21 protein-coding genes and 1 riboswitch are annotated in these 23,802 nt (G+C 76.4%); of the genes, 13 read left to right on the top strand and 8 right to left on the bottom strand.

The window, feature by feature from the left end:
- Positions 1–3 precede the first annotated feature (3 nt).
- A complete protein-coding gene (locus JN535_RS03490; protein ID WP_205202183.1) occupies positions 4–1,416 on the top strand; it encodes a 3-oxoacyl-ACP reductase in 1,413 nt (470 codons plus the stop codon).
- Positions 1,413–2,507, top strand: coding sequence for a MaoC family dehydratase (locus JN535_RS03485; protein WP_205202181.1), 1,095 nt, complete (start codon positions 1,413–1,415; stop codon positions 2,505–2,507). The genes JN535_RS03490 and JN535_RS03485 overlap by 4 nt, the downstream gene beginning before the upstream one ends.
- Before the next feature lie 99 nt (positions 2,508–2,606).
- Here JN535_RS03485 and JN535_RS03480 read toward each other — a convergent pair whose 3' ends face one another.
- Positions 2,607–3,197, bottom strand: a complete 591-nt coding sequence (locus JN535_RS03480) for a GNAT family N-acetyltransferase (RefSeq protein WP_205202179.1) — start codon at positions 3,195–3,197, stop codon at positions 2,607–2,609.
- Positions 3,198–3,289: 92 nt separating this feature from the next.
- Between JN535_RS03480 and JN535_RS03475 the strand changes: the two genes are divergently transcribed.
- A complete protein-coding gene (locus tag JN535_RS03475) occupies positions 3,290–3,463 on the top strand; it encodes a CsbD family protein (protein WP_047233613.1) in 174 nt (57 codons plus the stop codon).
- A gap of 81 nt (positions 3,464–3,544) precedes the next feature.
- Here the strand turns inward: JN535_RS03475 and JN535_RS03470 are convergent, their stop codons facing one another.
- From JN535_RS03470 to JN535_RS03460, 3 genes are all read right to left on the bottom strand, one after another.
- The gene (locus JN535_RS03470) at positions 3,545–4,192 is read right to left on the bottom strand and encodes a GNAT family N-acetyltransferase (RefSeq protein ID WP_205202175.1); all 648 of its coding nucleotides are present in this window, start codon (positions 4,190–4,192) and stop codon (positions 3,545–3,547) included.
- Positions 4,193–4,305: 113 nt separating this feature from the next.
- Entirely contained in the window at positions 4,306–5,739 is a 1,434-nt protein-coding gene (locus tag JN535_RS03465) for an aminotransferase class V-fold PLP-dependent enzyme (protein ID WP_205202174.1), read from the bottom strand.
- Between the two features lie 35 nt (positions 5,740–5,774).
- Positions 5,775–5,890, bottom strand: a riboswitch (SAM riboswitch).
- A gap of 45 nt (positions 5,891–5,935) precedes the next feature.
- The gene (locus tag JN535_RS03460) at positions 5,936–6,478 is read right to left on the bottom strand and encodes a hypothetical protein (RefSeq protein WP_205202173.1); all 543 of its coding nucleotides are present in this window, start codon (positions 6,476–6,478) and stop codon (positions 5,936–5,938) included.
- Between the two features lie 288 nt (positions 6,479–6,766).
- On the opposite strand from JN535_RS03460, the gene JN535_RS03455 reads away from it, so the two are divergent.
- From JN535_RS03455 to recD, 6 genes are all read left to right on the top strand, one after another.
- Positions 6,767–7,255 (top strand): rhodanese-like domain-containing protein, encoded by a 489-nt coding sequence (locus JN535_RS03455; RefSeq protein ID WP_205202172.1) that lies wholly within the window; start codon positions 6,767–6,769, stop codon positions 7,253–7,255.
- On the top strand, positions 7,252–8,502 hold the full coding sequence (locus JN535_RS03450; RefSeq protein WP_374100424.1) for an O-succinylhomoserine sulfhydrylase: 1,251 nt from the start codon (positions 7,252–7,254) through the stop codon (positions 8,500–8,502). The genes JN535_RS03455 and JN535_RS03450 overlap by 4 nt, the downstream gene beginning before the upstream one ends.
- Positions 8,503–8,651: 149 nt before the next feature.
- On the top strand, positions 8,652–9,386 hold the full coding sequence (locus JN535_RS03445; protein ID WP_205202171.1) for a class I SAM-dependent methyltransferase: 735 nt from the start codon (positions 8,652–8,654) through the stop codon (positions 9,384–9,386).
- Between the two features lie 132 nt (positions 9,387–9,518).
- Positions 9,519–12,953, top strand: a complete 3,435-nt coding sequence (gene recC, locus JN535_RS03440; RefSeq protein WP_307868239.1) for an exodeoxyribonuclease V subunit gamma — start codon at positions 9,519–9,521, stop codon at positions 12,951–12,953.
- A gap of 65 nt (positions 12,954–13,018) precedes the next feature.
- Positions 13,019–16,495, top strand: a complete 3,477-nt coding sequence (locus tag JN535_RS03435) for a UvrD-helicase domain-containing protein (protein ID WP_205202167.1) — start codon at positions 13,019–13,021, stop codon at positions 16,493–16,495.
- On the top strand, positions 16,492–18,603 hold the full coding sequence (gene recD, locus JN535_RS03430) for an exodeoxyribonuclease V subunit alpha (RefSeq protein ID WP_205202163.1): 2,112 nt from the start codon (positions 16,492–16,494) through the stop codon (positions 18,601–18,603). The genes JN535_RS03435 and recD overlap by 4 nt, the downstream gene beginning before the upstream one ends.
- Here the strand turns inward: recD and JN535_RS21145 are convergent.
- Positions 18,579–18,701 carry a hypothetical protein gene (locus JN535_RS21145; RefSeq protein WP_275892130.1) on the bottom strand — a complete coding sequence of 41 codons (123 nt, stop codon included), beginning with the start codon at positions 18,699–18,701 and terminating at the stop codon, positions 18,579–18,581. The genes recD and JN535_RS21145 overlap by 25 nt on opposite strands.
- Before the next feature lie 71 nt (positions 18,702–18,772).
- Between JN535_RS21145 and JN535_RS03425 the strand changes: the two genes are divergently transcribed.
- From JN535_RS03425 to JN535_RS03410, 4 genes are all read left to right on the top strand, one after another.
- Positions 18,773–19,825 (top strand): LLM class flavin-dependent oxidoreductase, encoded by a 1,053-nt coding sequence (locus JN535_RS03425; protein ID WP_205202161.1) that lies wholly within the window; start codon positions 18,773–18,775, stop codon positions 19,823–19,825.
- A 66-nt stretch (positions 19,826–19,891) separates the two neighbouring features.
- Entirely contained in the window at positions 19,892–20,380 is a 489-nt protein-coding gene (locus tag JN535_RS03420; protein ID WP_205202159.1) for a DUF7832 domain-containing protein, read from the top strand.
- Between the two features lie 11 nt (positions 20,381–20,391).
- Positions 20,392–21,369, top strand: coding sequence for an MBL fold metallo-hydrolase (locus JN535_RS03415; RefSeq protein WP_205202152.1), 978 nt, complete (start codon positions 20,392–20,394; stop codon positions 21,367–21,369).
- Between the two features lie 29 nt (positions 21,370–21,398).
- Positions 21,399–22,283 (top strand): LLM class flavin-dependent oxidoreductase, encoded by an 885-nt coding sequence (locus JN535_RS03410; RefSeq protein WP_205202131.1) that lies wholly within the window; start codon positions 21,399–21,401, stop codon positions 22,281–22,283.
- Here the strand turns inward: JN535_RS03410 and JN535_RS03405 are convergent.
- From JN535_RS03405 to JN535_RS20555, 3 genes are all read right to left on the bottom strand, one after another.
- The gene (locus JN535_RS03405) at positions 22,270–22,581 is read right to left on the bottom strand and encodes a hypothetical protein (RefSeq protein ID WP_205202129.1); all 312 of its coding nucleotides are present in this window, start codon (positions 22,579–22,581) and stop codon (positions 22,270–22,272) included. The genes JN535_RS03410 and JN535_RS03405 overlap by 14 nt on opposite strands.
- Positions 22,578–23,144: a GNAT family N-acetyltransferase gene (locus JN535_RS20560; RefSeq protein WP_307868153.1), complete on the bottom strand. Its 567-nt coding sequence runs from the start codon at positions 23,142–23,144 to the stop codon at positions 22,578–22,580. Before JN535_RS20560 ends, JN535_RS03405 begins: the two co-directional genes overlap by 4 nt.
- Positions 23,145–23,315: 171 nt before the next feature.
- Complete coding sequence (locus tag JN535_RS20555; protein ID WP_307868151.1) at positions 23,316–23,801, bottom strand: GNAT family N-acetyltransferase; 486 nt, start codon at positions 23,799–23,801, stop codon at positions 23,316–23,318.
- Between the last annotated feature and the right edge of the window lies 1 nt (position 23,802).

The raw sequence follows: 23,802 nt of genomic DNA, 5'->3' as shown, positions 1-23,802 counted from the left end.
CCCGTGACCGACTCCTACGTCCAGGCCGTCAACTCCGGCTTCACGAAGACGCTCGCCAAGAAGCTCGGCCTCCCGCGCCCCGCGGTCCTGCGCCGCTTCCGCGCCGGCGAGCCGCTCACCGTCGGGCCCGTGCTCGTGCTCGGCGGCACGCCGGGCGTGCGCGACGACGCCGACCTCGTCGCCGAGGCCCTGCTCGCCTGGGACCTCGACGTCCGCCAGACCCCGGACGACACGACCCGCTGGGGCGCGGTCGTCGTCGTGCTCAGCGGGATCGAGCGTCCGCAGGACGCGTCCGCGCCGGTCATGGCGCTCTCCGCCACGCTGCGCCGCCTCGCGCCGAACGGCCGCGTCGTGACGATCTCGCGCGCCCCCGCCGACACCGACTCGCCCGAGCTCGCCGCCGCCCGCGAGGGCGTCGACGGGTTCCTGCGCTCCGTCGCCAAGGAGCTGCGCTACGGCGCGACCGGCAACGGCATCCAGGTGACCGACGACGCCCCCGTCGACAGCCCGAGCGTCCTCGCGACCCTCCGCTTCTTCCTCTCGGCGAAGTCGGCGTTCGTCGACGGCCAGCTCCTCCAGGTCAATGCCGGCGCACCGACCGACCAGGGCTCCACCTCGGCGGACCAGGGTTCTACCTCGCCGGACCGGGGTTCTACCTCGGCAGGCGAGAAGCCGCTCGCCGGCAAGGTCGCAGTCGTCACGGGGGCGGCGCGCGGGATCGGGGCGCAGGTCGCGCGGACGCTCGCGCGCGACGGCGCGAAGGTCGTCGTGGTCGACGTGCCCGCGGCGGGCGAGGCGCTGGCCACGGTCGCGAACGAGATCAAGGGAACGGCGCTCCAGCTCGACGTGACCGCCGACGACGCGGGCGCGCGCATCCTCGAGCACGCCCGCGCGCGGCACGGCGGGCTGGACGTCCTCGTGCACAACGCGGGCATCCTGCGCGACAAGCTGCTCGCCAACATGTCCGCGGACAAGTGGGACGCGGTGGTCGCAGTGAACCTCGCGGCGCAGCTGCGGATCACCGAGTACCTGCTCGGCGCGAACGGGTTCTCCTCCGCACCGCGCATCGTGTCGCTCGCGTCGACGAGCGGCATCGCGGGCAACCGTGGCCAGGCGAACTACGCGTTCTCGAAGGCCGGCGTCATCGGGCACACGCGCGCGTTCGCCCGCCTGCTCGCGTCGCCCGGCGGGCCGGGCGGGACGGCGAACGCCGTCGCGCCGGGGTTCATCGAGACCGACATGACGGCGTCGATCCCGTTCGTCCAGCGCGAGGTCGCGCGCCGCGTCGCGTCGCTCCAGCAGGGCGGCCAGCCCGTGGACGTCGCCGAGGCGATCGCGTTCCTCGCGTCGCCCGCGGCCGCGGGCGTGAACGGGCAGGTGCTGCGCGTGTGCGGGCAGAACGTGGTGGGCCGGTGACGGCGCCCGACGGCGTCGGGCCGGCGCCCCGGTCGAGCGCGCCCGAGCGGGTCGAGACCCTGCCCGCGATCCCCGGGCTGGGCGGGCTCTACGTACGCGGGCTCGCGGCATCGGGCCGGATCGCGGCGGCGCACCGCCTCCCCGGGGGCGGCCGACGCGACCTCGCGCTGCCCGACGTCACGTACCGCGTCGCGGGCGTGCCCACGGGCGACGCCGCCGCGCCCGACCACGTGGGCAGCGCCGTGCACCTCGCGCGGTACGCGGGACTCGTGGGCGAGGCCCCGTCCGAGGTGCTGCCCGCCGGGTACCTGCACGTGCTCGGCTTCCCGCTCGCGACGGCCGTCATGGTCCGGACCGACTTCCCGCTGCCGCTGCTCGGCATGGTGCACCTCGCGAACTCGGTGTCCGTGCTGCGTCCGGTGCGGCTCGGGGACACGCTCGAGGTGCGTGCCTGGGCCGAGCGGCTGCGTCCGCACCGTCGCGGGGTCCAGGTGGACCTCGTCACGGAGGTCTCGGTCGAGCGCACCGACGAGGAGCGCGCGTCCGGGAGCGGCCTCTCGGCGACGACCCTCGCCTACCGGGGCGTGTCGACCTACCTCGCGAAGGGCGTCACGCTCCCCGGGGCGTCGGAGACCGACGAGGCGCCGACCTCCAGCACGGACTGGTTCGTCCCCCCGCTCCCGACGGGGCGCTGGACGTTGGGCGCGACGACGGGCCGGGCGTACGCCGCGGTCTCCGGAGACCGGAACCCCATCCACACGTCGGCGCTCGGCGCCAAGGCGTTCGGGTTCCCGCGGGCCATCGCGCACGGTATGTACACCGCCGCGCGGGCGCTCGCCGAGGCGGGCCCGCGCCGCGGCGACACCTACGACTGGACGGTCACGTTCGCGAAGCCGGTCCTGCTGCCGAGCACGGTCGACGTGGCACTGCGTCCTGCGGCCGACGTGCCCGCCGCGGTGCGGGACGCCGTCGGGCACGTCCCGCCCGCGGTGACCGACGGCGCGGGCCAGCCGTCGGCTGGCGTCGTCTACCAGGCGTGGGACGGCAAGGGCCGCCTCCACCTCGCGGGCCGCATCACGCCGCGCGCCTGACGGCGCTGCCGAGCACGGGGTCGGTGCCGCCATCCAGCCGAGAGCGACGCCAACCCCGTGCTCGACGCCGCGCAGGCTCGTTCGCGACGAGCCGGCCGATCAGGCCAGGCGGGCCAGCAGGCCGTCGCGGACGGCCGGCCACTCGTCGAGCAGGATCGAGAAGTAGGCGGTGTCCTGTCGGGACCCGTCGGGCGCGACGCGGTGGCTGCGGAGCACGCCCTCGGGCACGGCGCCCAGGCGCCGGATCGCGCCGATGGACCGGCTGTTGCGGGCGTCGGCGCGCAGCGCGACGCGCGCGACCCCCAGGTCCTCGAACGCGTGACGCAGCAGCAGGTACTTGCACGCCGGGTTCGTCACGCCGCCCCACCACTCGCGCGCGTAGAACGTCGAGCCGAGCTCGACGCGACCCTGCGAGGGCACCCACTCGTAGAGGGACGTCGACCCGCGGACGACGTCGGCGCCGTCGGACGCGCCGTCCGGCCCCGCGCCGAGCACGGCGAACGCCAGCCGGCCGGGGGCCGCGACGGCGTCGCGCACGTAGCCGGCCATCGCGTCCGTCCCGGCGGGCAGGGGACTCGACATGCCGGCCCAGATGCCGTCGTCGACGAGCGCGCCGAGCGCAGGGGCGTGGCTCTCGTCGAGCGGGACGAGGCGGACGCCGAAGCCTTCGAGGGTGGTGTCGTGCTGCACCCGCACATCCCACCACACGCCGGGTGCCCGACCGCGTGCGAGCGGCCCGGCCCCTGCCTACGGTCGAGCACGTACCGACGAGAGGAGCACTCATGGGACTCGGAGACAAGGCCAAGCACGCCGCCGAGGAGGCGGGTGGCAAGCTCAAGGAAGGTGCGGGCAAGCTCACCGACAACGAGCGGCTCGAGGCCGAGGGCAAGAAGGACCAGGCCAAGGCCGACGTGAAGCAGGCGGGCGACGACGTCAAGGACGCGTTCGACCGCTAGTCACCGCCCCTGATCTGCTCGCGAGGGCTCCGCTGCGGCGGGGCCCTCGCGGCGTGTCCGGGGATGCCCGCGAGCGGGAGGTCAGGACGCGGCGAGCGGCAGGACCACCGGCGGCGCCGGCGGCGCCAGCACGGGCACGACGCGCGGGGCGTTGATCCGCTCCAGGAGGCCGACCTCGACGGTGGGCCACTCGGGCGCGAGGATCGAGAACATCACGGAGTCCGCGCGCGTCCCGTCGGGGGCGGTGCGATGCCCGCGCATGACGCCCTCCTCGTACGCGCCGAGCCGGCGCATGGCTCCGAGCGAGCGCGTGTTGCGCGTGTCGACGCGAAAGCCGACGCGGTGCACGTCCCACGTCTCGAACGCGTGCCGCAGCAGCAGCCACTTGGTCACAGGGTTGACGAGGCCGCCCCAGGTCGAGCGGGTGTAGAACGTCCGGCCGACCTCGACCCGGCGGTCGACGAGCGACAGGTCGCGGAACGCCGTGCTGCCGAGCACGTCGCCCGAGGTCCCGTCGGCCTCGACGGCGCGCACGACGAAGCCCGTCAGGTCGGGCGCGGCGCGCGTCGCGGCCACCAGCTCGGCCATCCCCGCGACCCCGAAGGGCATGGGGACGCTCATGCCTGACCACATCGCCTCGTCGACGAGGCCGGCCAGCGTCTCAGCGTGCTCCAGGGCCAGCGGTTCCAGGCGGAACCCGTGCCCCGAGAGGACGACGTCGTGCAGCACAGCGCATATCAGAGCACACGCGGACGACGCCGCCAAGAGGGTTCGGCGACGCGGTGGACAACGCTCGTCGACGGCCCGGTGAACGGGCACGGGGGCCGTCCCGGCGCGCCGGGTCAGACGGCGGGACCGCACCCCGCTGCGTCGGCGAGGAAGCCCGCCGCGGCGGTCGCGAAGAGACCCTCGAGACCGGAACCCACGGGCACGGGGCGTGGGTCGTCGGCCACGGCCCAGCAGCCGTCGACGACCTCGTAGCGCGTCGCGGGGCCCTGCTCCACGTACGACCGCACGGCCTCGACGAGCCGGACGACGTCCGCGCCCGTCGTGCCGACACCGACCGACGCGCGGATCGCGCCCGCGTCGTACCCGAGGCGCGCGAGCAGCGGGTGGGCGCAGAAGCGGCCGTCGCGCACGCCGATGCCGTGCTCGGCGGAGAGGTAGGCGGCGACGAGGCCCGGGTCGTGACCCTCGACGGAGAACGTCACGACGCCGACCAGGTCGACGGCGTCCTCCCACACGCGCACGACCCGCACGCCCGGGACCGCCTCCAGCCCGGCGACGAGCGCCGCGCGCAGCGTCGCCTCGTGCGCGTGGAGGTCGGCCGGGTCCAGCGCCGCGAGCGCGTCGCACGCCGCCGCGAGCGCCACGGCACCGACGACGTTGGGCGACCCGGCCTCGTGGCGCGCGGGCGCCGTCTGCCACTGCGTCCCCGTGACGGCGACCTGGCGCACCGCACCGCCACCGGCGAGGTACGGCGTGCCCGCGTCGAGCCAGTCGCGGCGGCCGACGAGCGCGCCCGCGCCGAACGGCGCGTACGTCTTGTGGCCGGAGAACGCGACGTAGTCGACGTCCGAGTCCGCGAGCGAGAACCCGCGGTGCGGGACGAGCTGGGCGCCGTCGAGCACGACCCGGGCGCCGGCGTCGTGGGCGACGCGGACCACGTCGGCGACGGGCAGCGACTCGCCCGTGACGTTCGACGCGCCGGTCACGGCGACCAGGGCGTACGGGAAGCGCGCGAGCTCGGTGCGCAGGCCGGACAACGTCTCCGCGACGGACGCGCCGCCCGCGAGGACCGTCGCACCGCCCGTGCGCTGCCACGGCAGCAGGTTCGCGTGGTGCTCGACGTCGAGGACGAGCACGCGCCCGGGCGTCCCGTCCGGGTTCGCCGGGACGCAGCCCGCGAGCAGGTTGAGCGAGTCGGTCGTGTTGCGCGTGACGACCGTGACATCGTCCTCGCGCGCGCCGACGAACGCACCGATCGTGCGGCGCGACGCCTCGTAGAGCGCGGTCGAGACCTGCGACAGGTAGCCCGCGCCGCGGTGCACGCTCGCGTAGAGCGGGAGCACCTCGGTCACGCGGTCCGCGACCGAGCGCAGCGCGGGGGCGGAGGCCGCGACGTCGAGGTTCGCGTACGGGACGCTGCGGCCGTCGACGAGCGGCACGAGCGTGTCCGCGCCCACGACGGGCAGGAGGGCGGGCGCGTCGGCGATCGCCGCGAGGTCAGGGGCCGGGACGTCCGTCGGACACGAGACGTCGGCGAGAGCAGTCATGGCACAGTCCTCCGAGGGCGGTCCGGGGACGGTGATCCCCGCGCTTGCCACGCGCCGGTCGGCGTGCGGCCTGGTCGTCACCCGGGGCACCCCGCCGCGAGAGGAGGGTTGCCGGCCAGCAAACCGGGGTTTCACGCTGGCACTCATGACCTGCGTCCCAGGATGTGCGCGCGGGACGCGCCGTGTCAACCGGTGGTCAGGGCGTCTCGGATGGCGGGACGCACTCCACGGGCGGGTCGAGGCGCCACCCGGACTCGTCGACCTCGAACGCGTCGAGCACCGCCCCGGTGCGCGCGTCGAGCACGACGACCGACTCGGGCGGCCACTCGGCCGGGTCTCCAGGTGCCGTCTGGGGAGGACGCTGCAGCCGTACGCCGTTCGTGTGGGCCTCGACGACCTCACCGGTGCGCGTGCTCACCAGCACGACCTCCGGGTGCGCGTCGGCGTAGGCGTCGCACGCCTCGCCGTCGCCGTCCGAGCTCCACCAGCCCTCGTACCCCCCGACGACGAGGTCCGCGAGATCGATCGGCTCCCCCGTCTCCGCGTCGAGGGCCGCGCGGGAGGGGAAGCGCGGGACGAGGTCCTCGTCGGGTTCGACCTGGACGACCCGAGGCCGCTCGGCGGGCAGCCCGGGCGCGTCCCCCACGACGTGCACCTCGGCCACCGCCCGCGGGGTCTGCTCGTCCTGAGGCGCCGTCCACAGCAGCACGACACCCGCTGCGACCACTCCGGCGGCCACGGCCGCCCCCACCGCACGTCCTCGCGCGATCCGCATCGATCCCCCTGCCCGCCGGGACCCCCGCCCGGCCGCGCGCCACGCTAGCGCGACCGTCCGACGTCGGGCACCCCGGCCTGCGGGCCGTTCCCCGAGACGGGCGTTCCGCGCGTCGGACACGTGGCGTACGATCCCGAGCAACCATCCGGAGCGGCCGAGTGACGTGGCACGTCGACGCCGCAGCAACCCCCCGGTCCGTCGCGAGGCGGCCGGGCGCAGGGTGCTACTGCCACGATCGATGGAGGAGGACTCATGAGCGACCAGTCCCAGCAGTCGGCACCCAGTGCGGCGCTGCCCGACGCGCGACCCGCCGTCGGCTACGCCGGCGACATCACCCCCCAGCAGGCGTGGGACCTGCTCGCGCACGACGAGCGCGCGGTGCTCGTCGACGTCCGCACCGAGGGCGAGTGGCGCACCATCGGCGTGCCTGACGCCACACCCCTCGGCCGCGACGTCGTGTTCGACGAGTGGGTGACCCCGGCCGGGCCCAACCCGCGCTTCGTGGACCAGCTCGTCGAGGCCGGCCTCACCCCCGGCGACGAGCGTCCCGTCGTGTTCCTGTGCCGGTCGGGCCAGCGCTCGATCGGCGCCGCGCGCGCGGCCACGGCTGCCGGGCTCGGGCCGTCGTACAACGTGCTCGAGGGCTTCGAGGGCGCCCAGGGCCTCTCGGGCCTGCGCGACGTCGAGGGCTGGAAGGTCCGCGGCCTGCCGACGACGACGTACGACGAGGCGGCGCGGTGACCGCCGCGCAGCCCGGGAACGTGCCCGGTGGCTCCGGACGCAAGCCCCTGCCCGCGAGCGCGCGCCCCGCGACGCTCGCCGTGCGCGGCGGGCACCACCGCACGGAGTTCCAGGAGACCTCCGAGGCGCTGTTCCTCACGCAGGGCTACACGTACGACCGCGCCGCCGACGCCGAGGCCGCGTTCAAGGGCGAGCTCGACCGGTTCGTCTACTCGCGGTACGGCAACCCGACGGTGCACGCCTTCGAGGAGCGCCTGCGTCTGCTGGAGGGCGCGGAGGCCTGCTACGCGACGGCGTCCGGCATGTCCGCGGTGTTCACGTCGCTCGCCGCGCTCGTGGGATCCGGGTCGCGCATCGTCGCGGCGCGCGCGCTGTTCGGGTCGAGCCTGGTCATCTTCGACGAGATCTTCGCCAAGTGGGGCGTGCGGACGGACTACGTCGACGGCCACGTGCTCTCCCAGTGGGAGGAGGCGCTGTCCACGCCCGCGGACGTCGTGTTCTTCGAGACGCCGTCCAACCCGATGCAGGACATCGTCGACGCGCGGCGCGTGAGCGAGCTCGCGCACGCCGCGGGAGCGGTCGTCGTGCTCGACAACGTGTTCGCGACGCCGCTGCTGCAGAAGCCGCTCGAGCTCGGGGCGGACGTCGTCGTGTACTCGGCGACCAAGCACATCGACGGGCAGGGCCGCGTGCTCGGCGGCGCGATCCTCGGGACCGAGGAGTACGTCAACGGGCCCGTGCAGACGTTCATCCGGAACACCGGGCCGTCGCTCTCGGCGTTCAACGCGTGGGTGCTGCTCAAGGGCCTCGAGACGCTGCCCGTGCGCGTCGCCGCGCAGAACGCCGCCGCGGCGCAGGTCGCGGAGGCGCTCGAGCAGCTCCCGGGGATCGGCCGCGTGCGGTACCCGTTCCTCGCGTCGCACCCGCAGCGTGAGCTCGCGCGGTCGCAGCAGAGCGGCGGCGGCACGGTCGTGACGTTCGACCTCGCCGTCCCCGAGGGCACCGACCCCGAGACGGCGAAGAAGCGCGCGTTCACGTTCCTCGACGCGCTCCAGGTCGTCGACATCTCGAACAACCTCGGCGACGCGAAGTCGCTGATCACGCACCCGGCCACGACGACGCACCGCAAGCTCGGCCCCGAGGGCCGCGCCGCCGTCGGGATCGCAGAGACGACCGTGCGCCTGTCGGTGGGCCTGGAAGACCCACTCGACGTCATCGAGGACGTGCAACAGGCCCTGAACTCCTGACCCCCCTCCCGCGACCATGTGGTTGTGGCCCGTCCCGGCGTCGGGACGGGCCACAACAGCATGGTCGGCGGGCAGCAGGGGCATGGTCGGCGGCGGGGCTTCCCAGAATCGGGTGGACCGGTCCCGTCATGCCTCCTTAGCGTCGGGGGGTGCCCGACGCGATCTTCGACGACCCCCGCCTCGCCGCGCTCTACGACCCGCTCGACCCCGACCGCAGCGATCTCGACGCCTATGTCGCGATCGTCGACGAGCTCGGCGCGCGGCGCGTGCTCGACGTCGGGTGCGGCACCGGGACGTTCGCGTGCCTCCTGGCGGAGCGCGGGATCGACGTGGTCGGCGTGGACCCGGCGAGCGCGTCGCTCGACGTCGCGCGCGCCAAGCCGGGTGCCGACCGCGTGCGCTGGCTGCACGGCGACGCGACGACGCTCCCGCCGCTCCAGGTCGACCTCGCGACGATGACCGCGAACGTCGCGCAGGTGTTCCTCACCGACGACGCGTGGACGACGACGCTGCGCGGTGTCCGCTCCGCGCTGGTGCCGGGAGGATGGCTGGTCTTCGAGACGCGCGATCCCGCGCGCCGTGCGTGGGAGCGCTGGGTCCGCGAGGCGACGACCGTCCGCGTGGACGTGCCCGACGTCGGGCCGGTCGAGTCCTGGACCGACCTCACCGACGTGTCGCTCCCGTTCGTGTCGTTCCGTCACACCACCGTGCTGCCCGACGGCACGGTGCTGCCCTCCGACTCGACGCTGCGCTTCCGGGAGCGCGACGAGGTCGAGGCGTCGCTCGCCGCGTGCGGGTTCGAGGTCGTGGACGTCCGGGACGCGCCCGACCGCCCGGGTCGCGAGTGGGTGTTCGTCGCGCGGCGCGCTGACCCGGCCGAGTGACGCCCCCGGCGACCACTCTGGACGGTGGTTCGACGGTGTGGGACGCACCTCGTAGATTCCTCGTAGCGCCCGGCCGGCCGGCGGGGCGCGACGACCGGTCCGCCACCACCGACAGGGGTCCCCTTGCTGCACGTGCACCGCTCCGAGCGTGCCGAGGCGCTCGTGGCGCCGCTCGCCGCCGTGCTCGCGGAGGTCCCGGAGGACCCGTTCACGCCGGACGTCGTGGCCGTCCCGACGCGCGGGGTGGAGCGGTGGCTCGCGCAGCGGCTCTCGCACCACCTGGGCGCGGGCGAGACGTCGGGCGTCTGCGCGAACGTGGACTTCCGCGGGCCGCGCCGGCTCGTGGAGCAGGTCGTCGCGGACCTCACCGACCTCGATCCCGACGACGACCCCTGGCGGCCCGAGCGCCTCGCCTGGTCCGTGCTCGAGGTGCTCGACGCGCACCTCGCCGAGCCGTGGGCGGCGCCGCTCGCGCGGTACGTCGGCGACCCGGGCGACGAGGTGCGCCGGGGCCGGCGCCTCACGCTCGCGCGCCGGCTCGCGGACCTGCTCGTCGACTACGCGCGACAGCGGCCCGAGGTCGTGCTCGCGTGGTCGGCCACGTCGCCGGAGACCGGTGACACCCCGGACGACCTCGGCTGGCAGCCCGAGCTCTGGCGCCGCCTCGTCGACCGCGTCCCGGCCACGGACCCGGCACGCCGCGTCGAGGAGGCGGTCGCCGCGCTGCGCGCCGACCCGGCCGGCGTCGGCCTCCCGCCGCGGCTGTCCGTCTTCGGCCCGACGCGGCTGCCGGAGGACGAGCTGCGGGTCCTGCGAGCGCTCGCCGAGCACCGCGACGTCCACCTGTGGCTCGTGCACCCGTCTCCCGCGCTCTGGGAGAAGGTCGCGGCGTACGACGGCGGCCCGGCCGCGGGCGGCGACGTCGCCCGGCGACGCGCGGACCTGCCGACGCTCGCCCGCCACCCGTTCCTCGCCTCCACCGGTCGCGACGCGGTCGAGCTGCAGCTGCGCCTGGCCGGGCGCGGCGACGTCCACGAGGCCCACCACGCGGCCGCACCGACCCCGTCGACGCTGCTCGGCGCGCTCCAGTCCGCGCTGTGGGCCGACGACCCCGACGGCGCGCACGTGCTGGACCCGGCGGACCGGTCCGTCCAGGTGCTCTCCTGCCACGGCCGAGCCCGCCAGGTCGAGGTCCTGCGGGAGACGCTCGTCGGGCTGTTCTCCGCCGACCCGACGCTCCAGGCGCGCGACGTCATCGTGCTGTGCCCGGACGTCGAGACGTTCGCGCCCCTCGTCACCGCGACCTTCGGCGCGGTCCCGGAGCTCGGGGACGAGGCCCACCCGGGCCAGCGGCTGCGGGTCAGCCTCGCCGACCGCGGCGCCGGGACGACCAACCCCGTGCTCGCGCTGGTCGCCACGCTGCTGCGCCTCGCGGACGGTCGCGTCACGGCGTCGGAGGTGCTCGACCTCGCGGCGAGCGCCCCGGTCCGTCGCCGGTTCCGGTTCTCGGACGACGACGTGGACCGCCTGCGGCAGTGGGCCGTCGAGGCGGGGGTGCACTGGGGCGAGGACGGCGAGCGCCGCACCCGGTTCGGGATCGACGGGCACGTGCGCCAGGGCACGTGGGACGCGGCGCTCGACCGCCTCCTGCTCGGTGCGGCGATGGCCGACGAGGACGCACGGTTCGTCGGGCCGGCGCTGCCGCTCGACGACGTCGGCTCGACGGACGTGGACCTCGCGGGCCGCCTCGCGGAGCTCGTCGCGCGGCTCACGGAGACGCTGCGCGCGCTCGACGGGGTGCACCCGCTCGCGCACTGGCTCGACGCGCTCGACCGCGCGCTCACGCTGCTCGCCGAGGCGCCTCCGACGGAGGCGTGGCAGATCGGCTCCGCACGCCGCGTGCTGGGCGACGTGCGCGCGGCGGGCGCCTCGCACGGCGGGGTCGCGCTGCGGCTCGCGGACGTGCGCGCGCTGCTCGACGACCGCCTCGCGGGTCGCCCGACGCGCGCGGGCTTCCGGACGGGTGCGCTCACCGTGTGCTCGCTCGAACCGATGCGCTCGGTGCCGCACCGGGTGGTGTGCCTCCTGGGCCTCGACGACGGCGTGTTCCCCCGTACCGCCGCGCCGGCTGGCGACGACCTGCTCGCGCGGCACCCGGAGATCGGCGAGCGTGACGCGCGCAGCGAGGACCGGCAGATCTTCCTCGACGCCGTCGCCGCGGCGGGCGACCACCTCGTCGTCGTGCACACGGGCGCCGACGAGCGCACGGGCGCTCCCCGCCCGCCCGCGGTCCCCGTCGCGGAGCTGCTGGACGCGCTGGACCGCGTCGCGACCACCCCCGACGGTCGCCCGGCGCGCGAGCACGTCGTCGTGCAGCACCCGCTCCAGACCGTGGACGACCGCAACTTCACCCCGGGCGCGCTGGGCGTGCCCGGCCCCTTCAGCCACGACGACGCCGCGTTCGCCGGAGCCCGGCGAGCACGCGAGAGGCGCGAGCCGGTCGGGGCGCTCGTCGGCGCGCCGCTCTCGCTGCCTGTCGGCGCAGCGAGCGGCCCGGTGCAGGGAGAGGTGACGGCCGCGGCGCCAGGGACCGACGCCGACGTCGAGCTCGACGACCTCGTCCGGCTGCTGGAGAACGCGCCGCGCTGGTTCGCCCAGCACACGCTCGACGTGGGGCTGGTGCTGGAGGAGGACGACGTCGAGGACCGCCTCCCGCTCGCGCTCACGGGGCTGTCCGGGTGGGGCGTGGGCGACCGCGTGCTGCGGGCCGCGCTCGCGGGCGTCGACCCGAACCGGGCGATGCAGGCCGAGTGGCGCCGGGGCCAGGTACCCCCGCGCGAGCTCGGTCGCTCGGCGCTGCAGGAGGTCGTCCGCTGCGTCGGGCCGCTGCGCGTCGCGGCGGTGGAGGCCGCGCGCGAGGCCGACCTCGCCGCGGGCCGCCCGGTGAGCCAGGACGTGCTGAGCTCCGCCGAGACGGTCGACGTCCGTGCCGTGCTCCCGGACGGTCGCACGGTCGTCGGGAGCGTGCCGGGCGTGCACGGCGCGCGGGTCGTGCGCACGGAGTACTCCCGCCTCGGGCCCAAGCACCGCCTGCGCGCCTGGGTCCAGGCGCTCGCGCTCACGGCGAGCGACCCCGCGCACCCGTGGGACGCCGTCGCCATCGGGCGTTCGCCCCGAGGCCCCGGGGTGGCGTGGTCCACCCTGACCCCGCCGGACCGCGACACGGCGGCCGCGCTCCTCGCCGACCTCGTGGCGCTGCGCGACGAGGCGTCGCGCGAGCCGCTGCCCCTGCTCCCCGAGGTGTCGCTGCGCTACACCGAGGAGCGGCGCGCGAGCGACGCGCGCGACGCCCTGATGCGCGCAGGCTGGGCGTGGAACAAGGGCTTCGAGCGCAAGGACCCGTACGTCGTCCTCGCGTGGGGCCAGGACCCGGCCCTGACGGACCTCGCGGGCCTCGCCACCACGGCCGACCTGGGCCGCTTCCCCGACGACCCGACCCGTCTCGGTGCGCTCGCGCGCCGCGTCTGGGAGCCCCTGCTGGAGAACGAGCTGCGAGGTGCCCGGTGAACGGCCCCACGTCCGCACCCGCCACGGCTGCCGCAGCCTCCGGACCCGCCGCGCCCGGAACCGCCGTGCCCGGAACCGCCGCGGGGAGCCCGCGGCGCTTCGATCCGTTCGGCGGCCTGCCGCGCGGGACGGTCGTGCTCGAGGCGAGCGCCGGCACGGGCAAGACCCACACCATCGCGACCCTCACGACGCGGTACGTCGCCGAGGGCGTGGCGGTCCTGCCGGAGATCATGCTCGTGACCTTCGGCCGCGCCGCGACGTCGGAGCTGCGCGACCGCGTGCGCGAGCGCCTCGTCGCGACCGAGCGTGCGCTGCGCGGCCCCGAGCCGGCGTCCGACCCGGACGCGCTCGTGGCGTTCCTCGGCGCCGTCGACGACGACGAGCTCGCCCGCCGCCGCGAGCGCCTGCGCGTCGCGCTGTCCCAGCTCGACGCCGCGACCATCACGACGACGCACGGCTTCTGCCAGCAGATGCTCACCGCGCTCGGGACCGCGGCCGACGTCGACCTCGCGACGACCTTCCTGCCCGACGTCGCCGACCTCGTCGAGGAGGTCACGGACGACCTGTACGTGCGGAGGTTCGCCGACGAGCCGGAGCCGATCCTCTCGCCGCGCGACGTGCGCGACGTCGCGCGCGCGGCGGTGAGCGACCACGGGGCCGTCATCGCGCCGTCGGACGCTCCCGAGGGCTCGGTGGGCGCGGCACGGTACGAGGTCGCGGTCGCGGCCCGCCGCGAGGTCGAGGCGCGCAAGCGCGCGATGCACCTGCTCGACTACGACGACCTCCTCGTCCTCCTGCGGCGCGCCCTGACGGACCCGGAGCACGGCGCGACGGCGGCCCAGCGGGTCCGGTCGCGGTTCCGCGTCGTCATGGTGGACGAGTTCCAGGACACGGACCCCGAGCAGTGGGAGATCCTGCGCACGGCGTTCCACGGTCACCGCACGCTCGTGCTCATCGGAGACCCCAAGCAGGCGATCTACGCGTTCCGCGGCGCGGACGTCGTGACGTACCTGCGAGCGGTCGAGGACGCCGCGGACACCGCGACGCTCAGCACGAGCTGGCGCAGCGACGGCCCGCTCCTCCAGGGCCTGCACGCGCTGCTCGGCGAGACGGCGCTCGGCGACCCGCGGATCGTCGTGCGTCCCGTCGACGCCGCCCACCCCGAAGCGCGGTTCTCCGGCGGGCCGCCGGTACGGCTGCGGCAGGTCACGCGGCGTGCCTACCGGCTCGGAGGGTCGTCGGCACCGTCGGCACCGGACGCGCGCAGCCTGCTCGCGAGGGACGTCGCGGCCGACGTCGCCGGCCGGCTCGGGACCGCCGACGGCAGCGGCGACCGCGTACGTGACGACGCGGCCGGCGGCCCGGACGGCGCGGAACGTTGGCGAGCGCTCGAGCCGCGGGACGTCGCGGTGCTGACGCGCACGAACGCCCAGGCGGAGGCGGTGCGCTCGGCGCTCGTCGCGCTGGGGGTCCCGGCGGTCGTGTCGGGTCCGTCGAGCGTGTTCGGCTCGGCGGCGGCCCAGGACTGGCTCACCCTGCTCGCCGCGCTCGAGCAGCCGGGCCTGCACCGCCGCGCGACGGCGCTCGCCCTCACGCCGTTCGTGGGCTGGGACGCCCAGCGGCTCGCGACGGCCGGGGACGCGGACCACGACGAGCTGGGCGACACCGTCCGGGCCTGGGCGCGCCTGCTCGCGGACCGCGGCGTCGCCGCCGTCGCGGAGGTCGCGGCCCGGCGGGGCGCCACGGAACGGGTGATGGCCCGGGCGGACGGCGAGCGCTACCTCACCGACCTGCGCCACGTCACCCAGGCCCTGCACGAGGCCGCGGTGACCGAGGGGCTCGGCACGGCCGCGCTCACGGCGTGGCTGCGCGCCCGGATCGCCGAGGTCGGCAGCGTGTTCACCGACGAGCGCACCCGCCGCCTCGAGACGGACGCGGCGGCCGTGCAGGTCGTCACGGTGCACGCGGCGAAGGGCCTCGAGTTCGGCGTCGTGTACGTCCCGTTCGGCTGGGAGCGCTTCGAGCCGGACGACCAGGAGCTGTTCGCGTTCCACGACGACCACGGCCAGCGGGTCCTGCACCTGGGCGGGGTCGGCTCCCCCGGGTTCGTGGACGCCAGGGCGCGCTCGCGCGACGAGGAGCTGGGCGAGGACCTGCGCCTCCTGTACGTCGCGCTCACGCGCGCGCGGCACCAGGTGGTCGTGCACTGGACCCCCACCAAGCGCAGCACCGGGTCCGGCCCGCTCACGCGGCTGCTCCTCGCGGACCGGATGCTCGGCGGCGAGCCCGGTCGTCACGCCCGGCCCGACGCGATGCGCGACGACGCGGCCCGGTCCGCGTTCGAGGCGGTCGCCGCACGCTCGGGCGGGACCGTCGTCGTCGAGCAGGTGGACGCGCGCCCGAAGGGCGAGCGCTGGTCGCCCGGCGGGCGTGCGAGGTCGGGCCTCGCGCTCGCGGCCGCGACGCACCTGCCCGACCGCGAGTGGCGGCGCGCGTCGTACTCGGCCCTCACGGCGGCGGCGCACCACGGCCCCGTGGGCGGGATCGAGAGCGAGCCCGAGGACCCCGGCGTCCAGGACGAGCCGGAGGAGACGACGGACGAGGGTCCCGCCGCCGGGACCCCGAGCCCGGCCGCACGGCCCGGGGCCGACGTACCCTCGCCCTACGAGGGGCAGCCTGGCGGCACCGCGTTCGGCACCCTCGTGCACGAGATCCTCGAGTACGTCGACACGGCCGCGGAGGACCTCGACGCCGAGCTGCGCGCACGCTGTGCCCAGGCGGCGACGGTCCGCGTGCCCGGGGTGGAGCCCGCGTCGCTCGCCGCGGCGCTCGGTCTGTCGCTGCGCACCCCGCTCGGGCCGATCGCGGGCGGGCTCACGCTCGCCGACGTCGACCCGCGCGACCGGCTGCCCGAGCTCGAGTTCGAGCTCCCGCTCGCGGGCGGCGACGAGACCGAGGGCGTCCGGCCCTCGACGCTGCGCGACCTCGCCGACACGCTGCGTGCCCACCTCCCCCCCGACGACGCGTTCGCCCGCTACCCCGACCTGCTCGCGGCGTTCGCCGACGAGGCCGAGGGCGGTGGGTCAGGCTCGGGCGGCGTGCCCCTGCGCGGCTACCTCACGGGCTCGATCGACGCGGTGCTGCGCGTGCCCGCCGCGGGCCCGGACGGTCGCCCCGACCCCGCGGGCCGTCGCCGGTACCTCGTCGTCGACTACAAGACCAACCGCGTCGGCCCGCCCGGCGTGCCGCTCGCCGTCGGGGACTACCACCCGGACGCGACGCGCGACGCGATGCTCGCCTCGCACTACCCCCTCCAGCTCGTGCTGTACCTCGTCGCGCTCCACCGCTACCTGCGCTGGCGCGTGCGCGACTACGACCCGGACCGCGACCTCGCCGGCGGTGCCTACCTGTTCGTGCGCGGCATGGCCGGACCGGACACCCCGACCGGCCCCGACGGCGCGCCGTACGGCGTCGTGGCCTGGACGCCCCCGCCGGGGCTGGTCGTCGCCCTGTCCGCCCTGCTCGACGGAGGTCGCGCATGACCACGACGCTCCCCGGGCCGTCCGCGGCCCTTCCTCCCGCCTCCACGCCGGTCCCGGTGGACGAGGGCGACCCGCGCCTGGCCGTCGGCGTGCGCCCGTGGCTCGCCGCCTTCAACGCCGCGCGCGTCGTCTCGGCGGCCGACCTGCGCGTCGCCCTGCGCCTGGGCCGGCTCACCGGAGAGCACGACGACAGCGTGATGCTCGCCGTCGCGCTCGCCGTGCGCGCGGTCCGCAGCGGGTCGGTGTGCGTGCGCCTCGACGACCTCGGGTCGCTCGAGCTGCCCGAGGACGAGGAGGCTGCGCGCGCGGACGCCGCCGACCTGCCCTGGCCCGACCGCGCCGCGTGGGCGGACGCGGTCGCGCGCAGCCCGCTCGTCGCCGTCGGGGTCGACGGCCCCGTGGACCTGCCCGCACGCTGGGTCGGCGGCGCGCTGTACCTCGACCGCTACTGGCGCGACGAGCTCGCGGTGCGGCACGACGTCGACGGGCGGCTCGCGGCGGCGGACCTGCCCGTGGCCCCGGACCGGCTCGCGGCGGCCCTCGCGCGCCTGTTCCCCGCGGCGGACGACACCCGGCAGCGGCTCGCCGCCGCGCACGCCGCGACGCGCCGGCTCACGATCCTCACGGGTGGTCCCGGCACGGGCAAGACGACGACGGTCGCGCGCCTGCTCGCCGTCCTGCACGACGCCGCGCTCCCGTCCTCGTCGTCCGCCGTCACCGCGTCCGCCGCCCCGTCCTCCCCGGCGCGCCCGGGCACCGGCGCGACGCCGCCCGCTCCGGGCGCCGCTCCCGCGGGCGGCCCCGACCCGGTCACCGGCACGGCGCTGCGGGTGGCGCTCGCCGCGCCCACGGGCAAGGCCGCCGCGCGGCTCCAGGAGGCGGTGCGCGAGGTGGTCGCGGGGTTCCCGGACCCGGCCGACCGCGAGCGCGTGGGCACGCCCGTCGCGACGACGCTGCACCGCCTGCTCGGGTACCGGCCCGGCAGCAGCACGCGGTTCCGCCACGACGCGCACCATCACCTGCCGCACGACGTCGTCGTCGTGGACGAGACGTCGATGGTGGCGCTGCCTCTCATGGCGCGGCTGCTCGAGGCGCTGCGGCCCGACGCGCGGCTCGTGCTCGTCGGCGACCCGGACCAGCTCGCCTCCGTCGAGGCCGGCGCGGTGCTCGGGGACCTCGTGCACCGCGAGCCGGTCGCGCCGCCCGCGTCCGCGCCGGCCGTGGTGGCGACGGCCGCGACCGCGCTCGCCGACTCCCCGCCGCCCGCCCACGGGGAGGTGGACGACCGTGCGGTGCTGGGCAACGGCGTCGTGCGGCTGCGGACCGTCCACCGCCAGGACAGCGACTCCGAGATTCTGCCTCTCGCGTCCGCGATCCGGACGGGGGACGCGGAGGCGGCGCTCACGCTGCTGCGCGCGGGCCACGGCTCGGTGGAGTTCCTCGAGACGCCCGACGACGTCCCGGACGACGCGGCGCTCGCCGCCGTGCGCGCCGACGCCGTCACGGCGGGAGCGGCGCTCGTCGAGGCGGCCCGCGCGGGCGACGCCACCGCGGCCCTGGACGCGCTCGCCCGGCACCGCGTCATGGTCGCGCACCGGCGCGGCCCCGCGGGTCGGGGTCGGTGGGCGGCGCAGGTCGAGGCATGGGTCGAGGAGGCTACGGGCCACCACGCGACCGACTCCCCGTGGGTCGCCGGCCGACCGCTGCTCGTCACGGCGAACGACGCCGAGGTGGGTCTCTACAACGGCGACACGGGCGTGCTCGTCGCCGAACCGGGGGGCGCCGGCGTCGTCGCCGTGTTCGGCGACCTGCGTGCGCCGCAGCGCGTCCGCACCCACCGGCTCCCGCCCGTGGAGACCGTGCACGCGATGACGGTGCACCGCGCGCAGGGCAGCCAGTTCGACCGCGTCACCCTCGTCCTGCCGCCCGCGACGTCGCCGCTGCTCACGCGCGAGCTGCTCTACACGGCGGTGACACGCGCGCAGACGTTCGTACGCGTCGTCGGGTCCGAGGACGCGGTCCGCACGGCGGTCACGAGCCCGGTCCACCGCGCGAGCGGCCTGCGCACGCCGCTCCCGCCCGGTCAGTCCTCCGCACGCTCCGCCTGATCCCTCTCCCGCAGCTCCTTCAGCCGGCTCCAGGGCACGAGCACGACCCACACGACGGACGCGATCGCGGCGCCCATGATCATCGAGGAGAGGTCCATGGGCCACATCCTGGCAGGCGTGCGCGGCGCTCCGGGGGAATGAGGCGCGGGGGCCGCCGGTTGGCACCAGGGTGAGCACCCAGAGCCCCCGCCTGTCCGTCCTCGACCTCGTGCCCGTCCGCTCGGGCCAGTCCAGCACCCAGGCGGTGCGGGCGTCGCTCGACCTGGTCCGCCTCGCGGACCGGCTCGGGTACGAGCGGTACTGGTTCGCCGAGCACCACAACATGCCCGCGGTCGCGGCGTCGACGCCGCCCGTCATGATCGCCGCGGCGGCGTCGGTGACCGACCGCATCCGGGTCGGGTCGGGGGGCGTCATGCTCCCCAACCACGCGCCCCTCGTGGTCGCGGAGCAGTTCGCGGCGCTCGAGGCGATCGCCCCGGGGCGCGTCGACCTGGGGATCGGCCGTGCGCCGGGCTCCGACCCCGTCGTCACGCAGCTCCTGCGCATCACCGGCCCGACGGCCGACGTCGACCGGTTCCCGCAGCACGTGACCGACATCCTCGCGCTCATGAGCCCGCAGGGCGCGACGCTGCGCCTCACGAGCGGCCAGGTCTACGACGTGCACGCCACGCCCGCCGCCGACGGCGCACCGACCGTCTGGCTCCTCGGGTCCAGCGACTACTCGGCGCGCCTCGCGGCCGAGCTCGGGCTCCCCTACGTGTTCGCGAACCACTTCTCCGGCCAGGGCATCGACGAGATCCTGGCGCTGTACCGCGAGGGCTACCGGCCGAGCGAGGCCTTCCCCGAGCCCCGCACGTTCCTCACCCTCAACGCCGTCGTGGCGGAGACCGACGACGAGGCGCGCGCCCGCGCGCTCCCCCAGGCCCGCATGATGGCGCGACTGCGCACCGGCCAGGCGCTCACCGCGCTGGAGACCGTGGAGGAGGCCCAGGCGGCGCCTCTCGACGGCGCGGCGGGGCAGATGGTCGAGGACAGCCTCCGGCGCTGGGCCGTCGGGACGCCCGACGACGCCGCCGCCGAGGTCCGCCGGCTCGCCGAGCGCCACGGCGTCGACGAGGTGATGGTCGTCCCCGTCGCCGCGTCGCGTGCCGACGAGGCGCTCGACTCCGCACCGGGCCGCGCCCGTACGCTCGAGCTCCTCACGGACGCCCTCGCCGCCTGACTCCCGCCCCGCCGACCACGACGGGGAGCGACGTCGTGGTCGACGGGAGGCGGTAGCGTCGCGCGCATGACGACGAAGTACGACGACGCGTCCTGGCACTCCGGTGGCGACGGTTACCCGCCCGAGGCCGGTCCCGAGGCGGGCGCGACGCACATCGGCATGTTCCTCGCGTGGGCGGTGCTCGCGGGCCACGTCTCGGACGAGCTCAGGGAGGACGCCGCCGACGACCTCGCCGCGCTCCGCGAGCGCAGGATCACGCCGGGCGCCTTCGTCCACGACCTGTGCGACGGCAAGCTCGTCGACGACGACCTCGACGAGGTCGGGGCGGCGTTCGCCGGCGCGTACTACGCGGGCGACGAGGAGGACGAGGACGGCGGCGGGCTCTACCTCGAGGACTACGTCGACGCCGTGAGCCCCGGCGACGGCGAGCCCGAGGACGTGTACCGCGTGCCGGACACCTGGGAGACGTACGAGCTCGTCGGACCGGTCGTCGACGCCCGGTTCTCCCAGTGGGAGGACGAGGGTCGCCCCACGGTCCTGCGGCACCGCGCCTGAGGCGGCCCGCGATGACCGCGCCCACGCCCGTCACCCGGCTCGCCGCGGTGCTGCGCGCCGACAACCCGGGCCCCATGACGCTCGACGGGACCCGCTCGTACGTGCTGCGCGCACCGGGGTCGGCGACGTGCGTCGTCGTGGACCCGGGGCCCGACGACGCCGCGCACCTCGACGCGCTCGCCGCGACCGGGCCGGTCGAGCTCGTGCTCGTCACGCATCGTCACGCCGACCACACGGCCGGTGCTCCCGGACTGCGCGAGCGGACCGGGGCGCCGGTGCGCGCCGCCGACCCGGCACACTGCCACGGCGGCGAGCCCCTGCGCGACGGCGAGGTGATCGACGCCGCCGGGCTGCGCGTCGTCGTCCTCGCCACCCCGGGCCACACCGCCGACTCGGTCTGCCTCGTGCTGCCCGACGACGGCCCGGTGGCCCCGGCCCGCGACCTCACCGGAGGCGGCGCGAGCCCGGGACGCGAGACCCCCGGCGACGCGGCTCCGGGCGGCACGAGGTCGGGTGAGGCCGCTACCGGTGGCGCGGCGTCGCCGTCGGGCACGACGGTCCTCACCGGGGACACGGTGCTCGGGACCGGCACGACGGTGATCGCGGAGCCTGACGGCTCGCTCGGCACGTACCTCGCGAGCCTCGACGCGATCGAGGCGGTCGCGTCCACGGGGACGGGCCGGGCGAAGGGGCTCCCCGGCCACGGACCGGTCGTCGACGACCTCGCGGAGCGGGTGCGCGCGTACCGCGAGCACCGGCTCGAGCGCCTCGCCCAGGTCCGGGCGGCGCTCGACGCGCTCGGCCTGACCGCGGGTGCGCGCGACGCGGTGGAGCAGGTGATCGCGCGCGTCTACGCCGACGTCGACCCGTCCGTCCTCGGCGCGGCGCGACAGTCCGTCGCGGCGCAGCTCGCCTTCCTGGCGCGGTCCGACGAGCTCGCTCGGCGGCCCGCCCGCGGCGGGTCACGCGCGCGCGGGCACGACGGCTGAGCGTCGGTGGGTCCCGGCATGATGACGGGATGACGACACCACGGCTCGGTATCGCGTTCGTGCCCACCCACGCGCCGGAGAGCCTGCGGCGGCTCGCCACGACCGCCGAGGAGGCGGGCCTCGACGACCTCTGGGTGTGGGAGGACTGCTTCAAGCAGTCGGGCCTCGGCTCTGCGGCGGCCGCGCTCGCGTGGACGGACCGCGTGCGCGTCGGGATCGGGCTCATGCCCGCGCCGCTGCGCAGCACGGCGATCACCGCGATGGAGGTCGCGACGCTCGCCCGGATGTTCCCCGGTCGGCTCGTCGCGGGCGTGGGTCACGGCGTCCAGGCCTGGATGGGGCAGGCGGGAGTCCGGGTCGCGTCGCCGCTGACGCTGCTGCGGGAGCACACCACCGCGCTGCGGAGCCTGCTCGCGGGCGAGGAGGTCACGACGACGGGGCGGTACGTCACGCTCGACGCCGTGCGCCTCGACTGGCCTCCCACCGAGCCCGTCCCGCTGTGGCTCGGCGGCGTCGGCCCCCGGTCGCTCGCGCTGGCGGGAGAGCTGGGCGACGGCCTGATCCTCGCGAACGCGCTCACCCCCGACGACGTGCGCGAGGCGGCCGGGGCGGCGCGCGCCGGCCGGGACGTGAGCCGCACGGATGCCGGGTTCGACGTCCACGCGACGCTCATCGCGGCGACCGGGCCGGACGCGCAGGAGCGCGTGGACCGCGAGGTGCCGCTGTGGGGCAGGGAAGCCGGTCAGGGCGTCGGCGCCGGCGGCGACGCGGCGACGATCGCCGCGGCCGTCCAGGCGCTGGCCGACGCAGGTGCGACGGCCGTCGCGGTCCAGCCGACCGCCGACGAGCCGGACGTCGAGGGGTTCGTCCGCTTCCTGGGGCGAGAGGTCGCGCCGCTGCTCAGTGCCCGCTGACGCGCACGGCGTCGGCGGACCCCTCGGCGCGCTGACGCTCGCGGAGCCCGTGCACCAGGGCGACGACCGCGCACACGAGCGCGACCGCGCCGACGGCGAGCGCGAGGCGCACGGGAAAGGCGGCGTAGAGGTCGGAGACCTCGCCGACCGGAAGGCCCCACTCGACGGCGGTCTCGCGCAGCTCGCCGGCGAGGATGCCGACCCGGCCGGGCACCCGCGACGCGACCGCGGCGACCCAGCCGAGGAGCTCGAGAATGACGGAGGCCGCGGAGTAGGCACCGGTCGCGAGGGGGATCACGGGGACACCCTAGCGGGACCGGACAGCGCGGGCATATCCGGCACGCCCCTGACAGGACCCTGACGCGGCCCTCGGACCAGCGGCTTCGCGAAGCAGAGCGCGACGGGGTTGTCACCGACGTACGGCGGGAACGGCTCGACGGCGCGGTACCCGAGCGAGCGGTAGAGAGCGATCGCGCCCGGCTGCCGGATGCCCGTCTCGAGCAGCAGGGTCGACACCCCGCGCTCGCGGGCGACGGCCTCCAGGGCGTCGAGCAGCCGGCGCGCGGTCCCGGTCCGGCGCGCGCGCTCGCGGACGAAGACCTTCTTCACCTCGAGCGCGTCCGCGGGTGCCCCGGCGGCGGGTCGGCGCAGCGACGCGCACCCGACGGCCTCGCCGTCCCGACACGCGACGAGGGTCGTCACGACGTCGTCGCCGAGGCGCGCGTCGACGGCGTCGAACCCGCCGGCGGCCTCGAGCCCGGCGAACAGCTCGGGGTAGAGCATCGCCGAGGACGTCTCGTGCATCTCCCGCCGCAGCGCCGCCGCGTCCGGGTCGTCCCAGGCGACCGCGCGAACCTCCACGACCCCGCGGGCTGGGACGGTCGCTGACGCGCTCGGTGTCCCGGTCGTTCGCGCGTCGCGCGTCCCGAGCCCGCTGTTCGTCGTCGGTGTCTCGTCCGCGCCGTCGGTGTCGACACCCGCGTCGCGCGTCCCCAGGTTGAGCGCGAAGCAGCGCGAGAGCGGGTGCCCGGCCTAGTGGCCGTACGACTCGATCGGGACGTAGCCGAGCGAGAGGTACAGGTCGATCGACTCGGGCTGGAGGGTCCCGGTCTCCAGGACGACGCGCTCGAGCCCGGCCTCGACCGCGTGCCGGTGGACGGCCCGCATCGCGGTGCGCGCGTGACCGTGGCCGCGGTGGTCGGGCTCGACCCAGAGGCGCTTCACCTCGCCGGTCCGCGCGGGGTGCGTGCCGCCACGGCCGTCGGGCGTCCCCGACACGTCGCGCAGCGCGACGAACGCCACGGGCTCGCCGTCCTCCCGGACGACGACGTTCGCCAGCGTGGCGTCGGCTGTGAAACGACCCGTGTCGGGCTCGCCGTAGCGCACGGCGAGCTCCGCCTGCTGACGGGCGCACAAGCGCTCGGCCGCGGCGTCGTCCCCAGGGACGGCCTCGACGGTGACGTGCGGACCCGGGCGCCCGGCGCCGTCGGGCAGGACGCGCGAGGGCGAGCCCGTCACG

The organism is Cellulosimicrobium cellulans (assembly GCF_016921195.1).
GTDB classification, from domain to species: domain Bacteria; phylum Actinomycetota; class Actinomycetes; order Actinomycetales; family Cellulomonadaceae; genus Cellulosimicrobium; species Cellulosimicrobium cellulans_F.
This window is presented reverse-complemented; position numbering and strand designations above follow the sequence as displayed.

Bases quoted from the DNA above. Each gene is read 5' to 3' on its own strand.
- JN535_RS03415 (WP_205202152.1), top strand. From the start codon at position 20,392: ATGACCGCGCCCACGCCCGTCACCCGGCTCGCCGCGGTGCTGCGCGCC.
- JN535_RS03410 (WP_205202131.1), top strand. From the start codon at position 21,399: ATGACGACACCACGGCTCGGTATCGCGTTCGTGCCCACCCACGCGCCG.
- JN535_RS03455 (WP_205202172.1), top strand. From the start codon at position 6,767: ATGAGCGACCAGTCCCAGCAGTCGGCACCCAGTGCGGCGCTGCCCGAC.
- JN535_RS03465 (WP_205202174.1), bottom strand. From the start codon at position 5,739: ATGACTGCTCTCGCCGACGTCTCGTGTCCGACGGACGTCCCGGCCCCT.
- recD (WP_205202163.1), top strand. From the start codon at position 16,492: ATGACCACGACGCTCCCCGGGCCGTCCGCGGCCCTTCCTCCCGCCTCC.
- JN535_RS03475 (WP_047233613.1), top strand. From the start codon at position 3,290: ATGGGACTCGGAGACAAGGCCAAGCACGCCGCCGAGGAGGCGGGTGGC.
- JN535_RS21145 (WP_275892130.1), bottom strand. From the start codon at position 18,701: ATGGACCTCTCCTCGATGATCATGGGCGCCGCGATCGCGTCCGTCGTG.
- JN535_RS03420 (WP_205202159.1), top strand. From the start codon at position 19,892: ATGACGACGAAGTACGACGACGCGTCCTGGCACTCCGGTGGCGACGGT.